Raw genomic sequence first — 21,085 nt, 5'->3', positions numbered from 1 at the left:
CCCCACAGGAGGAGTTGTGTTCCAACGTGTTCGACTTCGCCGGTTCTTAGGCGGAGTGGCGGTCGTGGTCCTGGCCATCGTGACCCCGTCCGTGCCCGCCGTCGCCGACGTTCCCCCGCTCACCGGCGTGACCCTCGTGGCCGGCGACGCCGAGCTGCCGCTCGACGGGGCAACCTCGCTCACAGTGGAGGGCAGGCGCGCCGACGGCGCCCCCGCCGATCTGAGCGGCGCCGAGATCACCGTCACCAGCGCCGACCGCGGCATGGCCGTCCCCTCGATGGCCGGCCACACCGGCACGCTCAGGGCGGGCACCAAGGGCGCGGGCCAGGTCACGCTGACCGCCGCCGTCACGCTCGACGGCACGACCCTCCACGACGACCTGACGGTGACGGTGCTGCCCAAGCCCGCCAGGCCGTACGTCCACGACTACAGCAAGACACTGACCATGAAGATGTTCATGGCCGACAACAAGGGCAAGGTGTCGCTGACCTTCGAGCAGGGCCTGGAGGTCATCAGGAAGATCGACAACCTCACGCGCGGCATCCCCAAGATCTTCTACCTGGTCGGCTGGCAGTACGACGGCCACGACACCGGCTATCCCGCCTTCGACGTGGTCAACCCCAAGCTCAAGAGGGCCCAGGACGCCACGGCCGCCGAGAGCCTCAGGTGGCTCGTCGCCGAGGCCAGGAAGCACCACACGACCGTCAGCTTCCACATCAACCTCCTGGACGCGAGCGCGTCGAGCCCGCTGTGGCAGGAGTACCTGGACAAGGACCTCATCGCCCGCAACGCCGACGGCTCGCTGCGCACGTACGTGTGGGGCTACCCGATCAGCTACACCCGCGAATGGACGGCGGGCCTCACCACCAGGCGCATCGACCGGCTCTTCGACCTCGTCGACCTTGCCGCGATCGGCACGGTGCACGTGGACGCATTCCACCAGTACATCCCCGGCTACGGCAACGACCTGATCAGCCCGTACCACGGGGTCGGCACCGACCAGGAGATCGAGACCCAGAAGAAGATCATCAGGTACTTCCGCGACAAGGGCGTCGACGTCACCTCGGAGTTCACCTTCAACTACCGCAAGGACCCACTGCTCGGCCTGCAGCCCATGGCCTGGCACCTGCGCAACGTCGATCCCATGAAGATCCCCGCGAGCCTGCACGTCGGCGGCGCGGGCGGCGACGCCAGGTTCGGCACCAGCATGCAGGGCGAGAGCCGCATCAAGGCCGACCCCGCCACGCTCAAGGGCTTCCTCGACGACTTCGCCACCACCACGCTCACCTGGCAATACCTCAACCGCCTCGACCGGCTGTCGGACACCGGCGGCGTCGTCACCTTCTCCGGGGGAGTGACGAGCAGGAACGTCGAGGGCGGTGTCCGCGTCGAGCAGGGCGAGGTCGTGCTGCGCGACAGGAACGACCTGTTCGTGCCCGCGCTGTGGCAGCAGCACAAGGAGATCGTCGCCTACAGCCGCGACGGCTACGCGACCAGGACCTGGAAGCTGCCCGCCGACTGGACGCGCGTGCCGCTGGTCGACATCTACCGCGTCGGCCCCGACGGGCTGACCCAGGTGGCCGGGAACCGGCTCGTGGCCGGTGGGAGGCTTACGCTCAGCCTGCCTCCCGGCACCGCCTACAGCATCGTGCCGCACGGCACCGGCGTCGGTCCGGCCGACACGGCCCGCCCGATGATGTTCGACGCGCTGCTGCCCAGGCCCGGTGCCACCGAACCGAGCAAGGAGGCGGTCGCCTTCGCGTGGCTGCCGTCGCGCAACGCCGACAGCTACCACCTGACGGTGGCCACCGACGCGGCCTTCACGACCGTGGTCGCCGAGCGGACCACCAAGGGCGTCGCCGCGATGGTGCGAGGGCTGGCCCAGGGCACCCGCCACTACTGGAAGGTCGAGGCGCGCAACGAGGCCGGTGCCTTCACGATCAGCGGTGCGCCCCTCACCTTCACCACCGCCGTCACCGAGCCGCCGGCCGCGCCCTCGGCCACCTCCGCCTACCGGCTGTCGGCCGACTCGGTGCTCGTGAGCTGGCCCGCCGCGCAGGGCGCCGAGACCTACACGGTCAGGAGGGGGAGCGAGAGCATCGCCGAGGGTCTCACCGGCACCGGCTTCGTCGACGACCAGGCGGGCGGCGGGCCGTACGACTACCAGGTCGTCGCGGTGAACGCGCTCGGCGCGGGCCCCGCCGGGCCGGTGACCCGCGAGCGCGCCCTCGGCCAGGAGACGCACCTGTCGGACCGGTCGTGGGTCTCGGCCACCAGCGGCTGGGGGAGCGTCGCCAAGGACAGGGCCGTCGGCGGCGGCGCGCTCCGGCTCAACGGCGCCTCCTACGCCAAGGGCCTGGGCACGCACGCCGTCTCCGAGATCGTCTACGACCTCGAGCCGGGCGACGCGCTCTTCCGCGCGGTGGTCGGCATCGACGACGCCAAGAAGGTCTCGGCGGCCTCCGTCGCCTTCAGGGTCGTCGCCGACGGCGAACTCCTCTACGACAGCGGCGCGATGACCTCGCAGCCGTACACCGCGCCCCGCGAGGTCGTCGTGGACGTGGCCGGTCGCTCGCGGCTGCTGCTGCAGGTCCTCGACGCCGGAGACGGCAACAACAGCGACCACGCCGACTGGGCGAACGCGCGCCTGGCCACGATCGCCGAATAGGAGCACGAGATGCGCTGGTTGACGACGCTCATGCTGATCCTGGCCGTGCTGGTGCCCCTCCCCGCGCAGGCCGCCACGGTGGACAAGCCCCCGCTCGCCCCCACCCCGCCCATGGGCTGGAACAGCTGGAACAAGTTCCGCTGCAACATCGACGAGAACCTCATCAGGCAGACCGCCAACGCCCTCGTCTCCTCCGGCATGAAGGACGCCGGCTACGAGTACGTCAACATCGACGACTGCTGGATGGCCACCCAGCGCGACGCCGCGGGCGACCTCCAGGCCGACCCGGTGCGCTTTCCCAGCGGCATCAAGGCGCTGGCCGACTACGTCCACGCCAAGGGGCTCAAGCTCGGCATCTACTCCTCCGCGGGCACCGCGACCTGTCAGGGCCGGCCCGCCAGCCTCGGGCACGAGCGGGCGGACGCCAGGAAGTTCGCCGAGTGGGAGGTGGACCTGCTCAAGTACGACAACTGCCACGACGGCGGCATCCCCGCGATCGAGCGCTTCACCGCCATGGCCGAGGCCCTGCGTGCCACCGGCAGGCCGATCCTGCTGTCGGTCTGCGAGTGGGGCGCCAACCAGCCGTGGAACTGGGCGGGCGAGCTCGGCCACATGTGGCGCACCACCGGCGACATCGCCGACCGGTGGGGCAGCATGGTGGCCATCCTCGACCAGCAGGTAGGCCTCGAGAAGTACTCGGGCCCCGGCCGGTGGAACGACCCCGACATGCTCGAGGTCGGCAACGGCGGCATGACCATGACGGAGTACCGTTCGCACCTCAGCCTGTGGGCCCTGCTCAACGCGCCGCTCATCGCCGGAAACGACCTGCGTTCGATGAGCGAGGAGGTGCGCGAGATGCTCACCAACCGCGAGGTCATCGCGGTCAACCAGGACTGGGCGGGTGTGCAGGGCCACAAGATCTCCGACTCCGGCGACCTGGAGGTGTGGGCCAAGCCGCTGTCGGACGGCGGCGCGGCCGTGGTGCTGTTCAACCGCGGCGCCGTCGGCGCGGAGGTCGCCACCAGCGCCGCCGAGCTCGGCCTGCCCGCCGCGCCCGCCTACGAGGTGCGCGACCTGTGGTCGGGACAGGAGACGGTGACGCTCGGGAAGGTCCGCGCCTCCATCCCGTCCCACGGCTCCAGGATGTACGTCGTCAGGCGCGGCGTGCCTGCCAAGCCGGTGCCCGCCGTCGCGACCGCGGTGCGCACCGACACCGAGGGGTTCGTCAAGCCGGGCCAGACCTTCGCCGCCACCGTCTCCTTCGCCGTCGACGGGCTGCCCGCGGTGCTCGCGGCCGAGGTCGCTCTCACCGCGCCCGAGGGCTGGACCATACGGCCGGAGGGCCGCACCGGCACGCCCGTCGTGGTGCCCGGCCGTCCCTTCGAGGCACGTTTCGCGGTGAAGGTCCCAGGCGACGTGCGCAAGGGCGTGTTCGAACTGCCCGCCCGCGCGACGTACAAGACGGTGGCAGGGGACGGCGCCGAGCGGGAGGAGCCCGGCTACGGCAGCGTGATCGTCGCGGAGGCGCCCAGGGGGTCGCAGTGGCTCAGCGACCTCGACCCCGTCACCGCCGACGTGGGATTCGGCACCATGGGGCGCGATCGCAACATCGGCGGCAACCCGATCAGGATCGCGGGCGTGCCGTACGGCAAAGGCCTGGCCCCGCACGCGGCCTCCGAGGTGACCTACTACCTCGGCCGCGGCTGCACCCGCTTCAGCGCCGACGTCGGGGTGGACGACGGCTCCCGCAACAGGGGCACGGTCACCTTCCACGTGCTCGGCGACGGCCGCGAGGAGCTGGCGGCCACCGGAGTGATCAAGGGCGGCGAGCGCGCCACCTCGCTCGACGTGGACGTCTCCGGCGTGCTGGCGCTGACGCTCGTGACCGGGATCGGCCCCGACAACAACAACAACGACCACTCGGTGTGGGGCGCGGCCAGGATCGCCTGCGCGGGGCCGTCCACCACCGTCACGGCGACGCCCACGGAGGTGGAGATCGGCGCGGGCGGCACGTTCGAGGTGAGCGGGCGGCTCGTCGCCGACGGGACCGAGCCGATCACCGACGTCAGGCTGGCGCCGTCCGCGCCCGCGGGCTGGACGGTGTCGGGCCAGGCGGCGCAGGCCGAACGCCTGGAGCCGGGCGGCACGCTCGCCGGCTCGTGGCAGGTCACCGTGCCCGCCGGTGCCGATCCAGGCGCGGTCGAGCTGCCGGTCGCCGCCACCTACCGCGCCCAGGACGGCTCCACGCCGAGCGACTCGGCCACGGTGAAGGTCCTGGTACGGCCGGCGGGCGTGGTCGCGGTCAAGGAGGCGGAGTCGGGCACGCTCGGCGGCGCGGCCCGGGTGTCGAACTGCGGCGCCTGCTCGGGCGGGAAGAAGGTGGGCAACCTCGGCAACGGCGCCGCCAACCACCTCACGCTCGGCGCTCTCACCGTGGCGGACGAAGGGGAGTACCGGCTGATCCTCGACTACCTGGTCAGTGGCACTCGCTCGGTGTTCGTCTCGGTCAACGGCGGGCCCGCCGCCGAGGTGCGGGTGAGCGGGACCTCGTTCGCCGTGCCCGCCACCACCACCGTCAAGGTCGCGCTGCGCGCGGGGGTCAACGAGATCCGCTTCTTCAACGACACCGCCTTCGGGCCCGACCTGGACCGCGTCATGCTCGCCTCCTGAGGCGTGTTCGCCGTGCGCGGCCCGCCCAACCAGGGTAGAGTTCCCTGCCGAACAGATGTTCGGCGAACGGGAGGGCGGGCCGTGCGGGTGTTGGGTGTCGACCCCGGGCTGACCAGGTGCGGCATCGGAGCCGTCGAGGGCCGTCCGGGCGCTCCGCTCAAGCTCGTCATGGTGGGTGTGGTCCGCACCTCGGCCGACGACGAGCTCGGCGCCAGGCTGGTCGGCATCGAGCGGGGCATCGAGCAGTGGCTCGACGAGGTGCGGCCCGACGCGGTCGCCGTCGAGCGGGTCTTCGCCCAGCACAACGTCCGCACCGTGATGGGCACCGCCCAGGCGGCGGGCATCGCCGTGCTCTGCGCCGCCCGCCGCGGGCTGCCCGTCGCGCTGCACACCCCGTCGGAGGTCAAGGCGGCCATCACCGGCAGCGGCACCGCCGACAAGAAGCAGATCGGCACCATGGTCACCAGGCTGCTGCGGCTGGCGGAGATGCCCAAGCCCGCCGACGCGGCCGACGCGCTGGCGCTCGCCATCTGCCATGTCTGGCGGGGCGGCAGCCAGAACCGGCTGGCCGAGGCGCTGGCCAAGGCATCGAGAGGACGTGCGCTGTGATCGCGTCGGTTTCCGGGGTCGTCGCGGCCGTCGCGCCCGACTCGGCCGTGATCGAGGTCGGCGGCGTGGGCGTCCTGGTCCACTGCACGCCCGGCACGCTGGCCACCCTGCGCCCCGGCGAGCCCGGCAGGCTGGCGACCTCTCTCGTCGTCAGGGAGGAGTCGCTGACCCTGTACGGCTTCGCGACCGACGACGAGCGCACGGTCTTCGAGCTGGTCCAGACGGCCAGCGGGGTGGGTCCGAAGCTGGCGCTGGCCATGCTGGCCGTGCACACCCCCAACTCGCTGCGGGTCGCCGTCGCCTCCGCCGACCTGAAGGCGCTGACCAGGATCCCCGGCATCGGCCAGAAGGGCGCGCAGCGCATCGTGCTGGAGCTGAAGGACAAACTCGGCACGTCCGAGCAGGCGGTCAACGCGGCGCTCAACGGCCCCGCGGCCCGGCCGCTCTGGCGCGACCAGGTGCACACGGGCCTGGTCGGGCTCGGCTACTCCACCAGGGACGCCGACGAGGCGATCGCGCTGGTGGAGCCGCAGGCCGACGTCGAGGTGGCGGCGGGCAGGGAGCCGCAGGTGGCGGTGCTGCTCAAGGCCGCGCTGCGGGTGCTGAGCATTCGATGAGCTTCGGTCTTCCCGGCGACGCCGGGCAGGAAGAGAGTGAGGGCGTGAGCATCGAGCGGGATCTGGTGTCGCCGGACGCCGAGGGTGACGAGCTGCAGATCGAGGCGGCCCTTCGGCCCAGGCGCATGGCCGACTTCATCGGGCAGGGCAGGGTGCGCGAGCAGCTCTCGCTGGTCCTGGAGAGCGCGCTCAGGCGCAACAGGCCGCCCGACCACGTGCTGATGAGCGGCTCGCCGGGGCTGGGCAAGACCACGCTCGCCATGATCATCGCAGCCGAGCTCGGCGCCCCGCTGCGCATCACCTCGGGGCCCGCGCTCGAGCGGGCCGGCGACCTCGCGGCCATCCTGTCGACGCTCACCGAGGGCGAGGTGCTGTTCATCGACGAGATCCACCGGATGGCCCGCCCCGCCGAGGAGATGCTCTACCTCGCGATGGAGGACTTCAGGGTCGACATCATCGTCGGCAAGGGCCCTGGCGCGACCGCGATCCCGCTGGAGATCGCACCCTTCACGCTCGTCGGGGCGACGACGCGGGCGGGCCTGCTGCCCGCGCCGCTGCGCGACAGGTTCGGCTTCACCGCGCACATGGACTTCTACGACGTCGCCGAGCTCGAGCAGGTGCTGCGGCGCTCGTCCAGGCTGCTCGGCGTCTCGCTGCCCGACGAGGGCGCGCACGAGATCGCCAGGCGCTCGCGCGGCACACCCCGCATCGCCAACAGGCTGCTGCGCCGGGTGCGCGACTTCTCCGACGTCCGCTCCGACGGCGTCATCACCCGCGACATCGCCTCGGCGGCGCTCAACCTCTACGAGGTCGACGCCGAGGGGCTCGACCGGCTCGACCGGGCGGTGCTCGGGGTGCTGCTGCGCAAGTTCGGCGGTGGCCCCGTGGGCCTGTCGACGCTGGCCGTCGCCGTGGGGGAGGAGCCCGAGACCGTCGAGGTGGTGGCCGAGCCGTTCCTTGTCCGCCAGGGCCTGCTCGCCCGCACTCCGCGCGGGCGCGTGGCGACCTCGGCGGCCTGGCTCCACCTGGGCCTCACGCCGCCGCCCGACGCCCCGTTCTGATCCCGTACGGCAACTCACCGCTGACCCGCCGTCACGGCCCGCCCGCCCACGCCCCTCGAAGGGCGCGGTCACAGAACGGTTGCAAGCATTGCAAATTGGGAACTTCCCCGCGCGCCGAAACGCTGCCTCGTTGCCGGGTTTCGCAACAACCGCCTACACTCCGTGGCTTGGCTGGCTGTGTAAGCTGACGGGCTGAGCGGCGCGGCCCTCGACGCAACGCATGGAATTTCCGGCACATAGCCGGTGTCATCATCTTGTATAGAAGATGGAAGGTCGCCCTCGTGAACTCAACGCTCATGAACATCCTGCCGCTCATTTTGCTGGTGGTGGTGTTCTACTTCCTGCTCATCAGGCCGCAGCGCAAGCGGCAGCAGGAGGCGATCCAGATGCAGAACTCTCTCGCCCCCGGCGCCCGCGTCATGACCACCACCGGCCTGTTCGCCACCGTTGTGGCCGTCGACAACGAGGATGTCATCCTGGAGGTCGCCCCGGGGATCGAGACGCGCTGGGTGAAGGCCGCCGTCGGCCGCGTCCTCACCCCCGTCGACGACAAGATCGCCGCGACGGAGCCCCAGGAGACGAAGGACGAAGCCGACACGACGGCGGACCGCAACGACGATCAGGACACGAATTCCAACAAGTCCTGACTAGGCTTGCGACAAACTCCTATCTGAAAGAACAGACGACCAGTGGCCCGACCGACCAGTGGCCAGAGCAAGCCGGGGCGCACGCTCCTGGTGCTCCTGGCGCTCATTCTCGCCATGGGCGGGGCGATGTTCCTGCAGCCGGCGTTCACGCCGAAGCTCGGACTCGACCTCGCAGGCGGTACGACGGCGACGCTGTCGCCGAACACCCCGAATGGCACTCCCCCCTCCGAGGAGAGCCTCAACCTCGCCGTCAACATCATCCGTGAGCGGGTGAACGGCACCGGAATCTCCGACGCTGAGGTCGCCAAGTCCGGCGACAACATCGTCATCTCCGTGCCAGGCGCCGACAAGGACGAGGTCATCAAGCTGGTCGGCACCACGGCGGAGCTACGCTTCCGCCAGGTCCTGGCCGCCGACGCGGCCCAGCCGCAGCCGAGCACCATGCCCACGCAGGCGCCCACTCCCTCCTCCTCGGCCGCGCCGAGCGGTCAGCCGTCGGGCTCCGCGTCCACCACACCGAGCGTCCAGCCGTCGGCCAACGCTCCCAAGCCCAGCGCCTCCCCGACGGGCAAGGCCCTGTCGTCCGCGCTGACCTCGCCGAACCCCTCCCCGTCGGCGACCGCGCCGGCCAGGGCCAACGACGCCAAGGCCAACGACGCCAAGGCGAACGACGCCAAGGCGAACGACGCCAAGGCGAACGACGCCAAGGCGAACGACGGGAAGGCGAACAACGCCAAGGGGAACGACCCCAAGGCCACGCCCTCCGCGACGCCCAGCGCCGACCCGGCTCAGGACCCGAGCCTCGCCGGCATCGACCCCGCGCTGATCAAGCAGTACAACGAGCTCGACTGCGCCAAGAACAGCGGCCTCGGCGTCCAGGACGACCCGGCCAAGCCGTACGTCACCTGTGACCAGGACGGCACCGTCAAGTACATCCTCGACAAGGCCGAGGTCGTCGGCTCCGACATCGACACCGCCAGCGCCGGCGTGCAGCAGACCACCGGCCAGTGGGTCGTCCAGCTCGACTTCAAGAGCGCGGGCGCCTCGGCGTGGTCGGCCCTGACCACCAAGGCCTACCAGGCGCAGGCGCCGCGCAACATGGTCGCCGTCGTCCTCGACGGCGTCGTCATCACCGCGCCGAACATCAACGAGCCGATCCCCGGCGGCCGGGCCGAGATCAGCGGCAGCTTCACTCAGGAGAGCGCCACCAAGCTCGCCGACCAGCTGAAGTACGGCGCGCTCCCGCTGAAGTTCGTGCGCAGCTCCATCGACACGATCTCCTCGACGCTCGGCAACGACCAGCTCATGGGCGGTCTCATCGCCGGCGCCATCGGTCTCGGCCTGGTGGTCCTGTACTCCCTGCTCTACTACAGGGGTCTCGGCCTCGTCGCGGTGCTGAGCCTCGTGGTCGCCTCGATCATCACCTACGAGGCGGTCGTGCTGCTCGGCACGTACGCGGGCTTCGGCCTCTCGCTGCCGCACATCATCGGCCTGGTGGTGTCGATCGGCATCACGGCCGACTCCTTCATCGTCTACTTCGAACGCATCAGAGACGAGATGAAGGAGGGCAGGCGCACGCTGCGCGCCGCCGTCGAGGTGGCCTGGGTGCGCGCCAGGCGGACGATCCTGATCGCCGACGCGGTCATGTTCATCGCCGCGATCGTGCTCTACTTCCTGGCCGTCGGCGGTGTGGCGGGCTTCGCCTTCGCGATGGGCCTCACTACGCTGATCGACGTGCTGGTGGTGTTCATGTTCACCAAGCCGTTCATCGCGCTGCTGGCGAGGCTGAAGTTCTTCGCCAAGGGGCACAAGCTCTCCGGTCTCGACTCCGAGCGCATGGGGCCCGAGACTGTCCGTACGACCACCCCGCAGGAGGCCTGACATGGGACTCGGGCGTCGCCTCTACCGTGGCGAGATCGATGTCGACTTCGTCGGCCGCCGGAAGCTGTGGTACAGCCTCTCAGCCTTCCTGCTCCTGTTCTCCATCGCCGGTCTGGTCTTCAGCGCCGCCACCAACGGCAGCCCGCTCAACCTGGGCGTGGAGTTCAAGGGCGGCTCGGTGTTCACCTTCGCCGCGCCGCAGGCCACCATCGAGCAGGTCCGCGAGACCATGACCGACGCGGGCGTGCACCAGCCGATCGTCCAGCAGGCGGGCAGCGGCTGGCGGGTCACCACCGAGACCCTTGACGAGGCCAACCTCACCAAGGTGCAGGAGTCGGTCGCCACGGAGCTCTCCGTCGACCCCAAGCAGATCTCGATCACCTCGATCGGGGCCTCGTGGGGCGGTGAGGTGGCCAACAAGGCCTGGATCGGCCTCGGCGTGTTCATGCTCGCGATCATTCTGTACCTGAGCATGGCCTTCGAGCCGAAGATGGCCCTGGCGGCCATCGTCGCGCTGGTCCACGACCTGGTGATCACCGCCGGCATCTACGCGTGGTCGGGCTTCGAGGTCACCCCCGCGACGCTGCTGGGCTTCCTCACCATCCTCGGCTACTCGCTGTACGACGCGGTCGTCGTCTTCGACATGATCAAGGAGGTCACCGCCAAGCTCGGCACGACCTCCAAGAAGACGTACACGATGGCCGCCAACGACGCGCTCAACCACACGCTGATCAGGTCGCTGAACACCTCGCTCGTCGCCATCCTCCCGGTGGCCGCGATCCTGTTCATCGGCACGACGGTGCTGGGCGCCGGCACGCTGAAGGACCTGTCGCTGGCGCTGTTCGTCGGCATGCTGGTCGGCACGTACTCCTCGCTGTGCGTGGCGACGCCGCTGCTGGTGACGCTGAAGGAGCGGGAGCCGAAGTACCAGGCGATCGCCCGCAGGCTCGCCTCGACGGGCGGCGGCAAGGGCGGCACCAAGCGCGCCGCGGTCGCGAAGAACTAGCACCACCCGCCGACGCCTCCGCACCCCGACCCAGGGGCGCGGAGGCGTCGCCTTTCCCCGCACCCAGAGGGAACCACCAGCCAGCCGCCCAGGAGACCGCTCGTAGGCTTCGAAGGCCGGCCCCGCGGGGCGATGTCGTGCGGACCTCCCAGGGAAGCCCCGCCCCATCTCCCAGGGAGCCGGACCACCGGTCTCTCAGGACAGCGGCGCCAGCCTCCGGAGGAAAGCCGGTCTTCGGAGGGAAGCCGGTCTTCGGAGGGAAGCCGGTCTTCGGAGGGAAGCCGGTTTCACCGAGATGCCCCTGCGGGTTTCTCAGGGAAGCCGTGCGGGTCTCCCAGGAGGCCCAGGCCCGTCGCCGCGGAAGCCGTGATCTGTCTTCCTGGCGGGCTGTACCGGCCTCTGTGGGGAGCGCTCCTGGAGAAGCCCGCCCCCGTCTCACGGGAATGCCATCGTCGGCGGCCCGGAGAGGGCGGCCCGGGCGAGAGGTTCGAGGCCGATGTCGTCGCCGGTCCCCGGTTATGGGAAGGTGGGTCGTCGGTAACCGGCCACCCGCGGACGAGGGAGACAACACGACGTGAGCGAGCTGAGCCAGCTGATCCTCGACAGGATCAGGGACGTCAACGACTACCCCAAGCCGGGCGTCGTGTTCAAGGACATCACCCCGCTCCTTGCCGACGCCCAGGGCTTCGCCGCCGTGATCGACGAGCTGGCCGGCCTCTACCCCGGCATCGACAAGATCGTGGGCATCGAGGCGCGCGGCTTCATCCTCGCCGCCCCCGCCGCCTACCGGGCCGGGGCCGGGTTCGTGCCGGTGCGCAAGAAGGGCAAGCTGCCCTCCGCGACCCTCGAGACCTCGTATGAGCTGGAGTACGGCTCGGCCGTCATCGAGGTCCACCAGGACGCCTTCAGCCCCGGCGACCGCGTGCTGATCGTCGACGACGTGCTGGCCACCGGTGGTACGGCGGAGGCCACGGTGGAGCTGGTGAAGAGGGCGGGAGCAGAGGTCGTCGGCCTGGCCGTCCTCATGGAACTGGCCTTCCTGAAGGGGCGCGAGCGGCTCGCGGGAGTCGACCTCCACGCGCTCGTGATCGTGTGATTGGCGCACCGGCCGACGCGCGGGTTTGCCACCTGGATACACTGAGGGGATCTGGACTCGGACGCGAGGAGTCTGTGTGCCCCGTGATGTGGTCGTGCCCGACGTAACCGAAGCCGGAAATTCCGATGGGGGTTCCGGCGTTCCAGCGGTGCGTCGTCGACGGTTTGGGGGTGGGGCCATGAATCCGGTGCTGGAGCCGCTTTTCAGGACGGTCCGCGCCACCCATCCAAAGGCTGACTTGCGTGTGATCGAGCGCGCCTACGACGTGGCCGCCTACCATCACCGCGACCAGAAGCGGAAGAGCGGCGACCCGTACATCACCCATCCGCTGGCCGTCGCGACGATCCTGGCCGAGCTGGGCACCGACGACGAGACACTGTGCGCCGCGCTGCTGCACGACACCGTCGAGGACACCGCCTACAGCCTCGACGAACTGCGCGCCGACTTCGGCGACAAGATCGCGCTGCTGGTCGACGGCGTCACCAAGCTCGACAAGGTCAAGTTCGGCGACGCCGCGCAGGCCGAGACCGTGCGCAAGATGGTCGTGGCGATGTCGCGCGACATCAGGGTGCTGGTCATCAAGCTGGCCGACCGCCTCCACAACATGCGCACGATGCGCTACCTGCCCGAGCACAAGCGGCAGCAGAAGTCCCGCGAGACGCTGGAGATCTTCGCGCCGCTGGCCCACCGCCTGGGCATGAACACGATCAAGTGGGAGCTCGAGGACCTCGCGTTCGCGATGCTCTATCCCAAGCGCTACGACGAGATCGCCCGCATGGTCTCCGAGCGGGCCCCCCGCAGAGACCTGTTCCTGCAGGAGGTCATCGAGAAGGTCTCCGCCGACCTGCGCGACGCCAAGATCCGCGCGGTGGTGAAGGGCAGGCCGAAGCACTACTACTCGGTCTACCAGAAGATGATCGCCCGCGACGTGGCCTTCGACGACATCTACGACCTGGTGGGCATCAGGGTCCTGGTCGACTCGGTCCGCGACTGTTATGCGGCGCTCGGAACGATCCACGCGAGGTGGAACCCGGTGCCCGGCCGGTTCAAGGACTACATCGCGATGCCCAAGTTCAACATGTACCAGTCGCTGCACACCACGGTGATCGGTCCCGAGGGCAAGCCGGTCGAGCTGCAGATCCGCACACACGCGATGCACCACAGGGCCGAGTACGGCGTGGCCGCGCACTGGAAGTACAAGGAGGAGGCCGGCACGCCCGGCCCCGCCGGCAAGGTCAAGCAGCCGGGTGGCGACATGGCCTGGCTGCGCCAGCTGCTCGACTGGCAGAAGGAGACCTCCGACCCCGGCGAGTTCCTCGAGTCGCTGCGCTTCGACCTGTCGGTCTCGGAGGTCTACGTCTTCACGCCGCGCGGCCAGGTGGTGGCGCTGCCCGAGGGCGCGACGCCGGTCGACTTCGCCTACGCCGTCCACACCGAGGTCGGTCACCGGTGCATCGGCGCGCGGGTCAACGGACGCCTGGTGCCGCTGGAGTCGCGCCTCGGCAACGGCGACACCGTCGAGATCTTCACCTCCAAGTCGCCCGACGCGGGCCCTTCGCGCGACTGGCTGAAGTTCGTCAAGTCGGGCCGCGCCCGCAACAAGATCAGGCAGTGGTTCTCCAAGGAGCGCCGCGAGACCGCGATCGAGGCGGGCAAGGAGGCCATCGGCCGGGCCATGCGCAAGCAGGGCCTGCCGCTGCAGCGGCTGATGTCCGGCGAGGCGCTGCTGGCGCTGGCCCGCGACCTGCGCTACCCCGACGTGTCGGCCCTCTACGCGGCCGTCGGCGAGGGGCACACCGCCGCGCAGTCGGTCGTGCAGAAGCTCGTGGCCTCCATCGGCGGCGTCGACAGCGCCGAGGAGGACATCGCCGAGGCCTCGCTGCCGACCAGGCTCAGCCGCCGCCCCAAGAGCGGCGGCGGCGCGGGCGTCGTGGTGGCCGGCGACTCCGACGTGTGGGTACGGCTCTCGCGCTGTTGCACGCCCGTGCCGGGCGACGACATCGTCGGGTTCGTCACGCGCGGCCACGGCGTCTCGGTGCACCGCTCCGACTGCTCGAACGTGCAGCAGCTGAAGGAGCAGCCCGACCGCCTCGTCGAGGTGACGTGGGCGCCGAACGAGGACTCCGTGTTCCTGGTGGCGATCCAGGTGGAGGCGCTCGACCGGCCGAGGCTGCTGTCCGACGTCACCCGCACGCTGTCGGACCAGCACGTCAACATCCTGTCGGCGTCGGTGACCACCTCTCGGGACCGCGTGGCGGTCAGCAAGTTCACCTTCGAGATGGGCGATCCCAAGCACCTGGGCCACGTGCTGAAGGCCGTGCGCAGCATCCAGGGCGTCTACGACGTCTACCGGGTCAGCGGAGCCGCGGGCGGCTGACCCCCCGACACGCTCGGGGCCGCACGCCTGCCTTGCGTCCTGGAGGTGAGGTCGGCTACTCCACGCCGCGCAGCCTGAAGGGCGGCCGCGACCACGTCCTCGACCTCCACACCTGCGAGACCGTGCTCCCGCTTGACCAGCGCCGGCGTCGAGGAGCGAGGGGTTACGACCTGCTCCTGTTCACCTCCGCCGGCGCGCAGCGTCTGTTCGGGAGGCGTCAACCGGCTGAGGCCCGCTGGGCGGCCGATCCCCCGAAAAGAAGAAGCCCCGTCACGGTGCGTGACGGGGCTTCTCTCGTTCTCAGCTGAACTCGGCCAGCGTGCGCTCGGCCTCCTCAAGCCACGAACGGCGGGCCGCCAGCGCCTCCTCGGCGTCCTTGACGTCCTTGGCGCGCCCGGCGGCCTGGGCCTTGTCGAGCTTCTTCTCCAGCTGCTCGATCGAGGCGCGCAGCTGGTCGACCGCGCTCTGGGCACGGGCCCTCGCCTCGGGGTTGGAGCGCTTCCACTCCGCCTCCTCGGCCTTGCGCACCGCGTCGTCGATGCGGCGCAGGCCGCCCTCCAGGCGGTCGCGCTGCTCGCGCGGCACCGGACCGACGGCCTCCCAGCGCTCCAGCAGGGAGCGCAGCGCCGCCCGCGCGGCCCTGGCGTCGGTGACCGGAAGGATCTTCTCCGCCTCGGCCAGCAGCACCTCCTTGGCCTCGGCGTTGGCCGCCAGCGAGGCGTCACGCTCGGCGAAGACCGCCGACCGGGCCTGGAAGAACTGGTCCTGGGCGGCCTTGAAGCGGCCCCACAGCTCGTCCTCGGCCTCGCGCGAGGCCCTGCCCGCCGACTTCCACTGCTGCATGAGCTCGCGGTAGATCGCGGCCGTCTGCCCCCAGTCGGTGGAGTCCGCCAGCGCCTCGGCCTCGGCGACGATGCGCTCCTTCTGGGAACGGATGCCCTCGCGCTGCTCGTCGAGCCCGGCGAAGTACGCCTTGCGTCGCTTGGCGAAGGCGGTACGGGCGGCCGACAGCCGCTTCCACAGCGCGGCCTCGGTGACGCGGTCGATGCGCTCGGCCGCCTTCCACTCCTCGACCAGCTGGCGCAGGCGCTCGCCACCCGACTTCCAGTGAGTGGTCTCCTCGGCGATGCGCTCGGCCTCGGCGACGATGCGCTCCTTGATGCCCTTCGCCTCGGCCCTCGCCATGTCGCGGGCGGCCTTGACCTCCTCGCGGCGCTTGGCCACGAGCCCGGTCAGCGCGTCGAGCCGCTGGACCAGCGCCTCGAGGTCGCCGACGGCGTGCGCGTCGGCCACGGCCTCGCGCAGCTTGACGATCGTGGCCTCGGCCTGCGCGGGCGCCAGATCGGTGCCCTTGACACGCTGCTCGAGCAGCTGGACCTGGCCCGCCAGCTCGTCGAACTTGCGGTGGAAGTAGGCCAGCGCCTCTTCGGGCTCACCGGCCTGCCAGGACCCGACGGCCCGCTCTCCCTCGGCCGTACGCACGTAGACGGTGCCGTCGTCGTCTACCCGGCCCCACGGGTCGGTGCTCACCGTGTCCTCCCGCACTCTCATCAGACCCTTCGGGGACTACTGCCCCTAGTTGTATTACGTCAGCTCTTGGCAGAGATTGTCACGTCTTTGATTTCGACCGTCTCCTTGGGTGCCCCGGTGCCGTCAGGACCAGGAGTGATGACACCCGCCTTGTTGACCTTGTCGAGAATGTCGAGTCCCTTGGTGATGGTACCGACAGGCGTGTAGTCGGGGGTCAGCCCGATGTCGCCGTACACCAGGAAGAACTGGCTGCCGGTGGTGCCGGGCTCGCTCGTCTTGGCCATCGCCACGACGCCGCGCTTGTAGGTGGCGCCCTCGAGGTTCTCCTCGGCCAGCCGGTAGCCGGGACCGCCCTGGCCGTCGGTCTGCGACTTGCCGTTCGCCTTGGCGGTCGGGTCGCCGCACTGCAGCATCGGGAACTGCGCGCTGCCCAGGCGGTGGCACTTGCTGCCGTTGTAGTACTTCTTGGCGGCCAGGTGCTTGAGCGAGTTGACCGTGCAGGGGGCCTTGACGCCGTTGAGCTCCACGACGATGTCGCCCTGGTTGGTCTTGAACGTCATGACCGCGTCCTTGGCCTCGGCCTTGGCCGGCGGAAGCCCGACGTCCTTGACCGCGCCGCTGGTGTCGGGGAGATAGCCGCACTCGCCCGTGGCTGGGTCGAACGGCTTGGGCCCCGCGACGGCGGAGGTGGAGGTGGATGGAGCGGCCGACGGCGACTCGGAGGCCGAGGAGCCGTCGTTGCCGCCCAGCAGAGTGGTCGCGGCGATGACACCGCCCACGACCACGAGAACGCCCACGGTCGATCCGATGACGGCGGTGCGCTTCGCCTTGGCCTCGCGTTCGGCGCGACGCTGCATCTGCCGCTCGAAGTGCTCACGTGCCAGCTGCCGCTGGCGATCCTTGCCCGTGGACACTGCTTTGCCTCCCTATCGAATCAACTGAGGTGGGCGAATCGTATCGGCCAACCGGTAATGGTTCGCAGCCCGGCGGCCAGCACCGGTACGCTTCGGTTACATTCTCATCCGCTTTCTTGACGAGACTCAGCCGAGGCAGATGCTCATCGCAGGCTTCCCCGCAGGGGCGTTCCAGACCAACTGCTACCTCGTGGCGCCCGCCGCCGGCGAGGAGTGCGTGATCGTCGACCCCGGTCAGGACGCGGTCGACGGCATCGATGACCTGCTGCGCGAGCACAGGCTGAAGCCCGTCGCGGTCCTTCTCACCCACGGTCACCTCGACCACGTCTGGTCGGTGGCCCCCGTCTGCGGCGCGCGCGACGTCCCTGCCTGGATCCACCCGGACGACCGTCACCTGCTGAGCGATCCCTCGGCCGGCTGGTCGGCGACCTCGGGCCAGCTGTTCGGCGGCATCACGCTGAGCGAGCCCGACGACGTGCGCGAGCTGTCCGACGGCGCGGTCCTCGAGCTGGCCGGCATGGAGTTCGTGGTCGACCACACTCCTGGGCATACCAGGGGGTCGGTGAGTTTCAGGCTGCCGCCAGAGGAGATCATGTTCTCGGGCGACCTGCTGTTCGCCGGCTCCATCGGCCGCTCTGACCTGCCGGGCGGCGACTACCCGACGATCCTGCGCAGTCTGGCGGCCAAGTGCCTGCCGCTGCCGGACACGACGGTCGTCCTGCCGGGCCACGGACCGCAGACCACGATCGGCCGCGAGCGCGCGACGAATCCTTTCCTTAAAGAGGCCGCGCCGCACGCCGGTCCCACGCGAGGGATCTGATGACTTTCCAATCACCCAAGGGCACCTACGACCTGCTGCCACCCGTCTCCGAACGCGTCCTCGAGGTCCGCGAGGCCCTCGCGGCCCCGGTACGGCAGGCGGGCTACGGCTACATCGAGACGCCCACCTTCGAGGACACCGAGCTGTTCAAGCGCGGCGTCGGCGAGTCGACCGACGTCGTGTCGAAGGAGATGTACACCTTCGACGACAAGGGCGGCCGCTCGCTCACCCTCCGCCCCGAGGGCACCGCGTCGGTCGTGCGGGCCGTCCTGCAGCACAACCTGCACAACGGCCAGCTGCCGGTGAAGCTCTGGTACTCCGGCAGCCAGTACCGCTACGAGCGCGCGCAGAAGGGCCGCTACCGCCACTTCTGGCAGGTCGGCGCCGAGGCGCTCGGCGCCGAGGACCCCGCGCTCGACGCCGAGCTGGTCCTGCTGGCCTGGCGCGGCTTCGCGAGCCTGGGGCTGGAGGGCGTCACGCTGCTCCTCAACTCCCTCGGCGACCAGGTGTGCCGCCCCGTCTACCGGGCCGCGCTGCAAGACTTCCTGCGCGCGCTCGACCTCGACGAGGCCACCCGCGCGCGCATCGAGATCAACCCGCTGCGCGTGCTCGACGACAAGCGCCCCGAGGTGCAGGCGCAGCTCGAGGGCGCGCCGCTGGTCGCCGACCACCTGTGCGCGGCCTGCAAGGCCTACCACGAGGAGGTCCGTAGCCTGCTGACGGCTCTCGGCGTGCCGTTCACCGACGAGCCGAAGCTGGTGCGCGGTCTCGACTACTACACCCGCACCACCTTCGAATTCGTCCACGGCGGGCTCGGCTCGCAGTCGGCCGTCGGCGGCGGCGGGCGCTACGACGGGCTCAGCGAGATGCTCGGCGGCCCCGCGCTGCCCAGTGTGGGATGGGCGCTCGGCGTCGACCGTACCTACCTGGCCATGGAGGCCGAGGGTCTGCTCGACGCGGCCCCGGCCGCCCGCGTCGAGGTGTACGGTGTCCCGCTGGGCGAGGAGGCGCGCCGCCGGATGTTCCTGCTCGTCGAGGAGCTGCGCACGGCGGGTCTCTCCGCCGACATGGCCTTCGGCGGCAAGGGGCTCAAGGGCGCGATGAAGGGCGCCGACCGCTCGGGCGCCAGGTTCGCGCTGATCCTGGGCGAGCGCGACCTCGCCGCGCAGGCCGTACAAGTGAAGGACCTGACCACCGCAGAGCAGACCGAGGTGCCGCTGGCCCAGGTCGCCGACGTTTTGAAGGGAAAGCTGCAGTGATTCGCACGCACAAGGCCGGTGAGCTCCGCAAAGAGCACGCCGGGCAGCAGGTGACGCTCGCGGGCTGGGTGGCCCGCCGCCGTGACCACGGCGGGGTCGTCTTCATCGACCTGCGCGACGCCTCCGGCTCGGCGCAGGTGGTCTTCCGCGAGGAGGACGACGCGCACGGCCTGCGCGGCGAGTACTGCGTCAAGGTGGTCGGCGAGGTCAGGATCCGGCCCGAGGGCAACGCCAACCCCGACCTGCCGACCGGCGAGATCGAGGTCGTCGCCACCACCGTCGAGGTGCTGAGCGAGGCGGCCCCGCTGCCGTTCCCGATCGAGGGCCACACCGAGGTGTCGGAGGAGGCGCGGCTGCGCTATCGCTACCTCGACATCCGCCGTGCCTCGGTGGCCAACGCCATGCGCATCCGCTCCAAGGCCACCTACCTGGCCAACGAGGTGATGAACGAGCTCGGCTTCGTCTACGTCGAGACGCCGACGCTCACCCGCTCCACCCCCGAGGGCGCCCGCGACTTCCTGGTGCCGGTGCGCCTGCAGCCGGGCAACTGGTACGCGCTGCCGCAGTCGCCCCAGCTGTTCAAGCAGCTGCTGCAGGTGGGCGGTCTCGAGCGCTACTACCAGCTGGCCAAGTGCTACCGCGACGAGGACCTGCGCGCCGACCGGCAGCCCGAGTTCACCCAGATCGACGTCGAGATGTCCTTCGCCGATCAGGAGGACGTGATCGCCGTCGGCGAGGCACTCATCGGCAGGATCTGGAAGGAGATCCTCGGCTACGAGCTCGCCACGCCGCTGCCCCGCATGACCTACGCCGACGCGATGGCCCGCTACGGCTCCGACAAGCCCGACCTGCGCTTCGGCCAGGAGCTCGTCGACCTGACGGAGTTCTTCAAGGACACCACCTTCCGGGTCTTCCAGGACGAGTACGTCGGCGCGGTCGTCATGCCGGGCGGGGCCTCGCAGACCCGCAAGGAGCTCGACGGCTGGCAGGAGTGGGCCAAGTCCCGCGGCGCCCGCGGCCTGGCCTACGTGCTGGTGCAGCCGGACGGCACGCTCGGTGGCCCGGTCGCCAAGAACCTCTCCGAGGTGGAGGTGGCGGACCTGCCGGGCAAGGTGGGCGCCAAGCCGGGCGACGCGATCTTCTTCGCCGCCGGCGCCCGGCACTCCTCCCGCGACCTGCTCGGCGCGGCCAGGCTCGAGATCGGCCGCCGCTGCGGCCTGATCGACGAGTCGCAGTGGTCGTTCCTGTGGGTGGTCGACGCGCCCATGTTCGAGCCCGTGCACGACGACGTCGGCCGCGAGATCGGCTGGACGGCCGTGCACCACCCGTTCACCGGCCCCAAGCCCGAGTGGGCCGACACCTTCCAGGACCGCCCGGGCGAGGCGCTGGCCTACGCCTACGACATGGTCTGCAACGGCATGGAGATCGGCGGCGGCTCGATCCGTATCCACCGGGCCGAGATGCAGCAGCGCGTCTTCGACGTGCTCGGCATCTCCAAGGAGGAGGCCGAGTCGAAGTTCGGCTTCCTGCTCGAGGCGTTCAAGTACGGCCCGCCCCCGCACGGCGGCATCGCCTACGGCTGGGACCGGATCTGCATGCTGCTGTCGGGCGGCGACTCGATCCGCGACGTCATCGCCTTCCCGAAGACCGCCTCGGGCTTCGACCCGCTGACGGGCGCGCCCACGCCCATCACCGGGGAGCAGCGCAAGGAGGCGGGCGTCGACGCCAAGCCCAAGACCGAGGCGTAACCGACCCTCGAACGCCCGCCCGGCGACTTCGGCGAGGTTCCCCTGGGGACCTCGCCGCGGTCACGGGGCGGGCGTTCTTTGATGGGTGAGGATCGCTCGCGCCGGACTTCGGCTGGGTTTCCCTGGGGATCGCTCGCGCCTGGACTTCGGCGGGGTTCCTTCGGGGACCTCTCCGTGGTCGT

At 70.3% G+C, this 21,085-nt stretch carries 15 protein-coding genes; 13 read left to right on the top strand and 2 right to left on the bottom strand.

The genetic code is table 11. The features are described 5' to 3' along the window. Positions 1-55: 55 nt before the first annotated feature. The 10 genes from H4W81_RS18300 to H4W81_RS18255 all read left to right on the top strand — a co-directional run bounded on the left by H4W81_RS18300 (position 56) and on the right by H4W81_RS18255 (position 14,632). Positions 56-2,668: an NPCBM/NEW2 domain-containing protein gene (locus H4W81_RS18300; RefSeq protein WP_192775931.1), complete on the top strand. Its 2,613-nt coding sequence runs from the start codon at positions 56-58 to the stop codon at positions 2,666-2,668. A 9-nt stretch (positions 2,669-2,677) separates the two neighbouring features. Then, complete coding sequence (locus H4W81_RS18295) at positions 2,678-5,338, top strand: NPCBM/NEW2 domain-containing protein (protein ID WP_192775930.1); 2,661 nt, start codon at positions 2,678-2,680, stop codon at positions 5,336-5,338. 81 nt (positions 5,339-5,419) lie between these two features. Beyond that, on the top strand, positions 5,420-5,947 hold the full coding sequence (gene ruvC / locus H4W81_RS18290) for a crossover junction endodeoxyribonuclease RuvC (RefSeq protein ID WP_192775929.1): 528 nt from the start codon (positions 5,420-5,422) through the stop codon (positions 5,945-5,947). After that, positions 5,944-6,564: a Holliday junction branch migration protein RuvA gene (gene ruvA, locus H4W81_RS18285; protein WP_192775928.1), complete on the top strand. Its 621-nt coding sequence runs from the start codon at positions 5,944-5,946 to the stop codon at positions 6,562-6,564. The genes ruvC and ruvA overlap by 4 nt, the downstream gene beginning before the upstream one ends. Continuing rightward, positions 6,561-7,625 (top strand): Holliday junction branch migration DNA helicase RuvB, encoded by a 1,065-nt coding sequence (gene ruvB / locus H4W81_RS18280; protein ID WP_192775927.1) that lies wholly within the window; start codon positions 6,561-6,563, stop codon positions 7,623-7,625. The genes ruvA and ruvB overlap by 4 nt, the downstream gene beginning before the upstream one ends. Positions 7,626-7,906: 281 nt before the next feature. Next, positions 7,907-8,272: a preprotein translocase subunit YajC gene (yajC, locus tag H4W81_RS18275; RefSeq protein WP_318781802.1), complete on the top strand. Its 366-nt coding sequence runs from the start codon at positions 7,907-7,909 to the stop codon at positions 8,270-8,272. A 42-nt stretch (positions 8,273-8,314) separates the two neighbouring features. Then, a complete protein-coding gene (secD, locus tag H4W81_RS18270; protein ID WP_318781801.1) occupies positions 8,315-10,153 on the top strand; it encodes a protein translocase subunit SecD in 1,839 nt (612 codons plus the stop codon). 1 nt (position 10,154) lies between these two features. Continuing rightward, entirely contained in the window at positions 10,155-11,159 is a 1,005-nt protein-coding gene (gene secF, locus H4W81_RS18265; RefSeq protein ID WP_192775926.1) for a protein translocase subunit SecF, read from the top strand. A gap of 574 nt (positions 11,160-11,733) precedes the next feature. Beyond that, positions 11,734-12,255, top strand: coding sequence for an adenine phosphoribosyltransferase (locus tag H4W81_RS18260; RefSeq protein ID WP_192775925.1), 522 nt, complete (start codon positions 11,734-11,736; stop codon positions 12,253-12,255). Positions 12,256-12,331: 76 nt separating this feature from the next. After that, positions 12,332-14,632, top strand: a complete 2,301-nt coding sequence (locus H4W81_RS18255) for a RelA/SpoT family protein (RefSeq protein WP_397128549.1) — start codon at positions 12,332-12,334, stop codon at positions 14,630-14,632. Between the two features lie 300 nt (positions 14,633-14,932). Here the strand turns inward: H4W81_RS18255 and H4W81_RS18250 are convergent, their stop codons facing one another. Then, positions 14,933-16,183 (bottom strand): DUF349 domain-containing protein, encoded by a 1,251-nt coding sequence (locus H4W81_RS18250; RefSeq protein WP_192775923.1) that lies wholly within the window; start codon positions 16,181-16,183, stop codon positions 14,933-14,935. Positions 16,184-16,221: 38 nt separating this feature from the next. Then, on the bottom strand, positions 16,222-17,076 hold the full coding sequence (locus H4W81_RS18245) for a peptidylprolyl isomerase (protein ID WP_318781800.1): 855 nt from the start codon (positions 17,074-17,076) through the stop codon (positions 16,222-16,224). Between the two features lie 139 nt (positions 17,077-17,215). Between H4W81_RS18245 and H4W81_RS18240 the strand changes: the two genes are divergently transcribed. From H4W81_RS18240 to aspS, 3 genes are read left to right on the top strand one after another with little or no spacing between them, the layout of a single operon-like run. After that, positions 17,216-17,896 carry an MBL fold metallo-hydrolase gene (locus H4W81_RS18240; protein ID WP_192775922.1) on the top strand — a complete coding sequence of 227 codons (681 nt, stop codon included), beginning with the start codon at positions 17,216-17,218 and terminating at the stop codon, positions 17,894-17,896. Then, positions 17,896-19,155, top strand: a complete 1,260-nt coding sequence (gene hisS / locus H4W81_RS18235; RefSeq protein WP_225958682.1) for a histidine--tRNA ligase — start codon at positions 17,896-17,898, stop codon at positions 19,153-19,155. Before H4W81_RS18240 ends, hisS begins: the two co-directional genes overlap by 1 nt. Continuing rightward, complete coding sequence (aspS, locus tag H4W81_RS18230; protein WP_192775921.1) at positions 19,152-20,903, top strand: aspartate--tRNA ligase; 1,752 nt, start codon at positions 19,152-19,154, stop codon at positions 20,901-20,903. The genes hisS and aspS overlap by 4 nt, the downstream gene beginning before the upstream one ends. Positions 20,904-21,085 lie beyond the last annotated feature (182 nt).

It is taken from the genome of Nonomuraea africana (assembly GCF_014873535.1).
GTDB classification, from domain to species: Bacteria; Actinomycetota; Actinomycetes; order Streptosporangiales; family Streptosporangiaceae; genus Nonomuraea; species Nonomuraea africana.
This window is presented reverse-complemented; position numbering and strand designations above follow the sequence as displayed.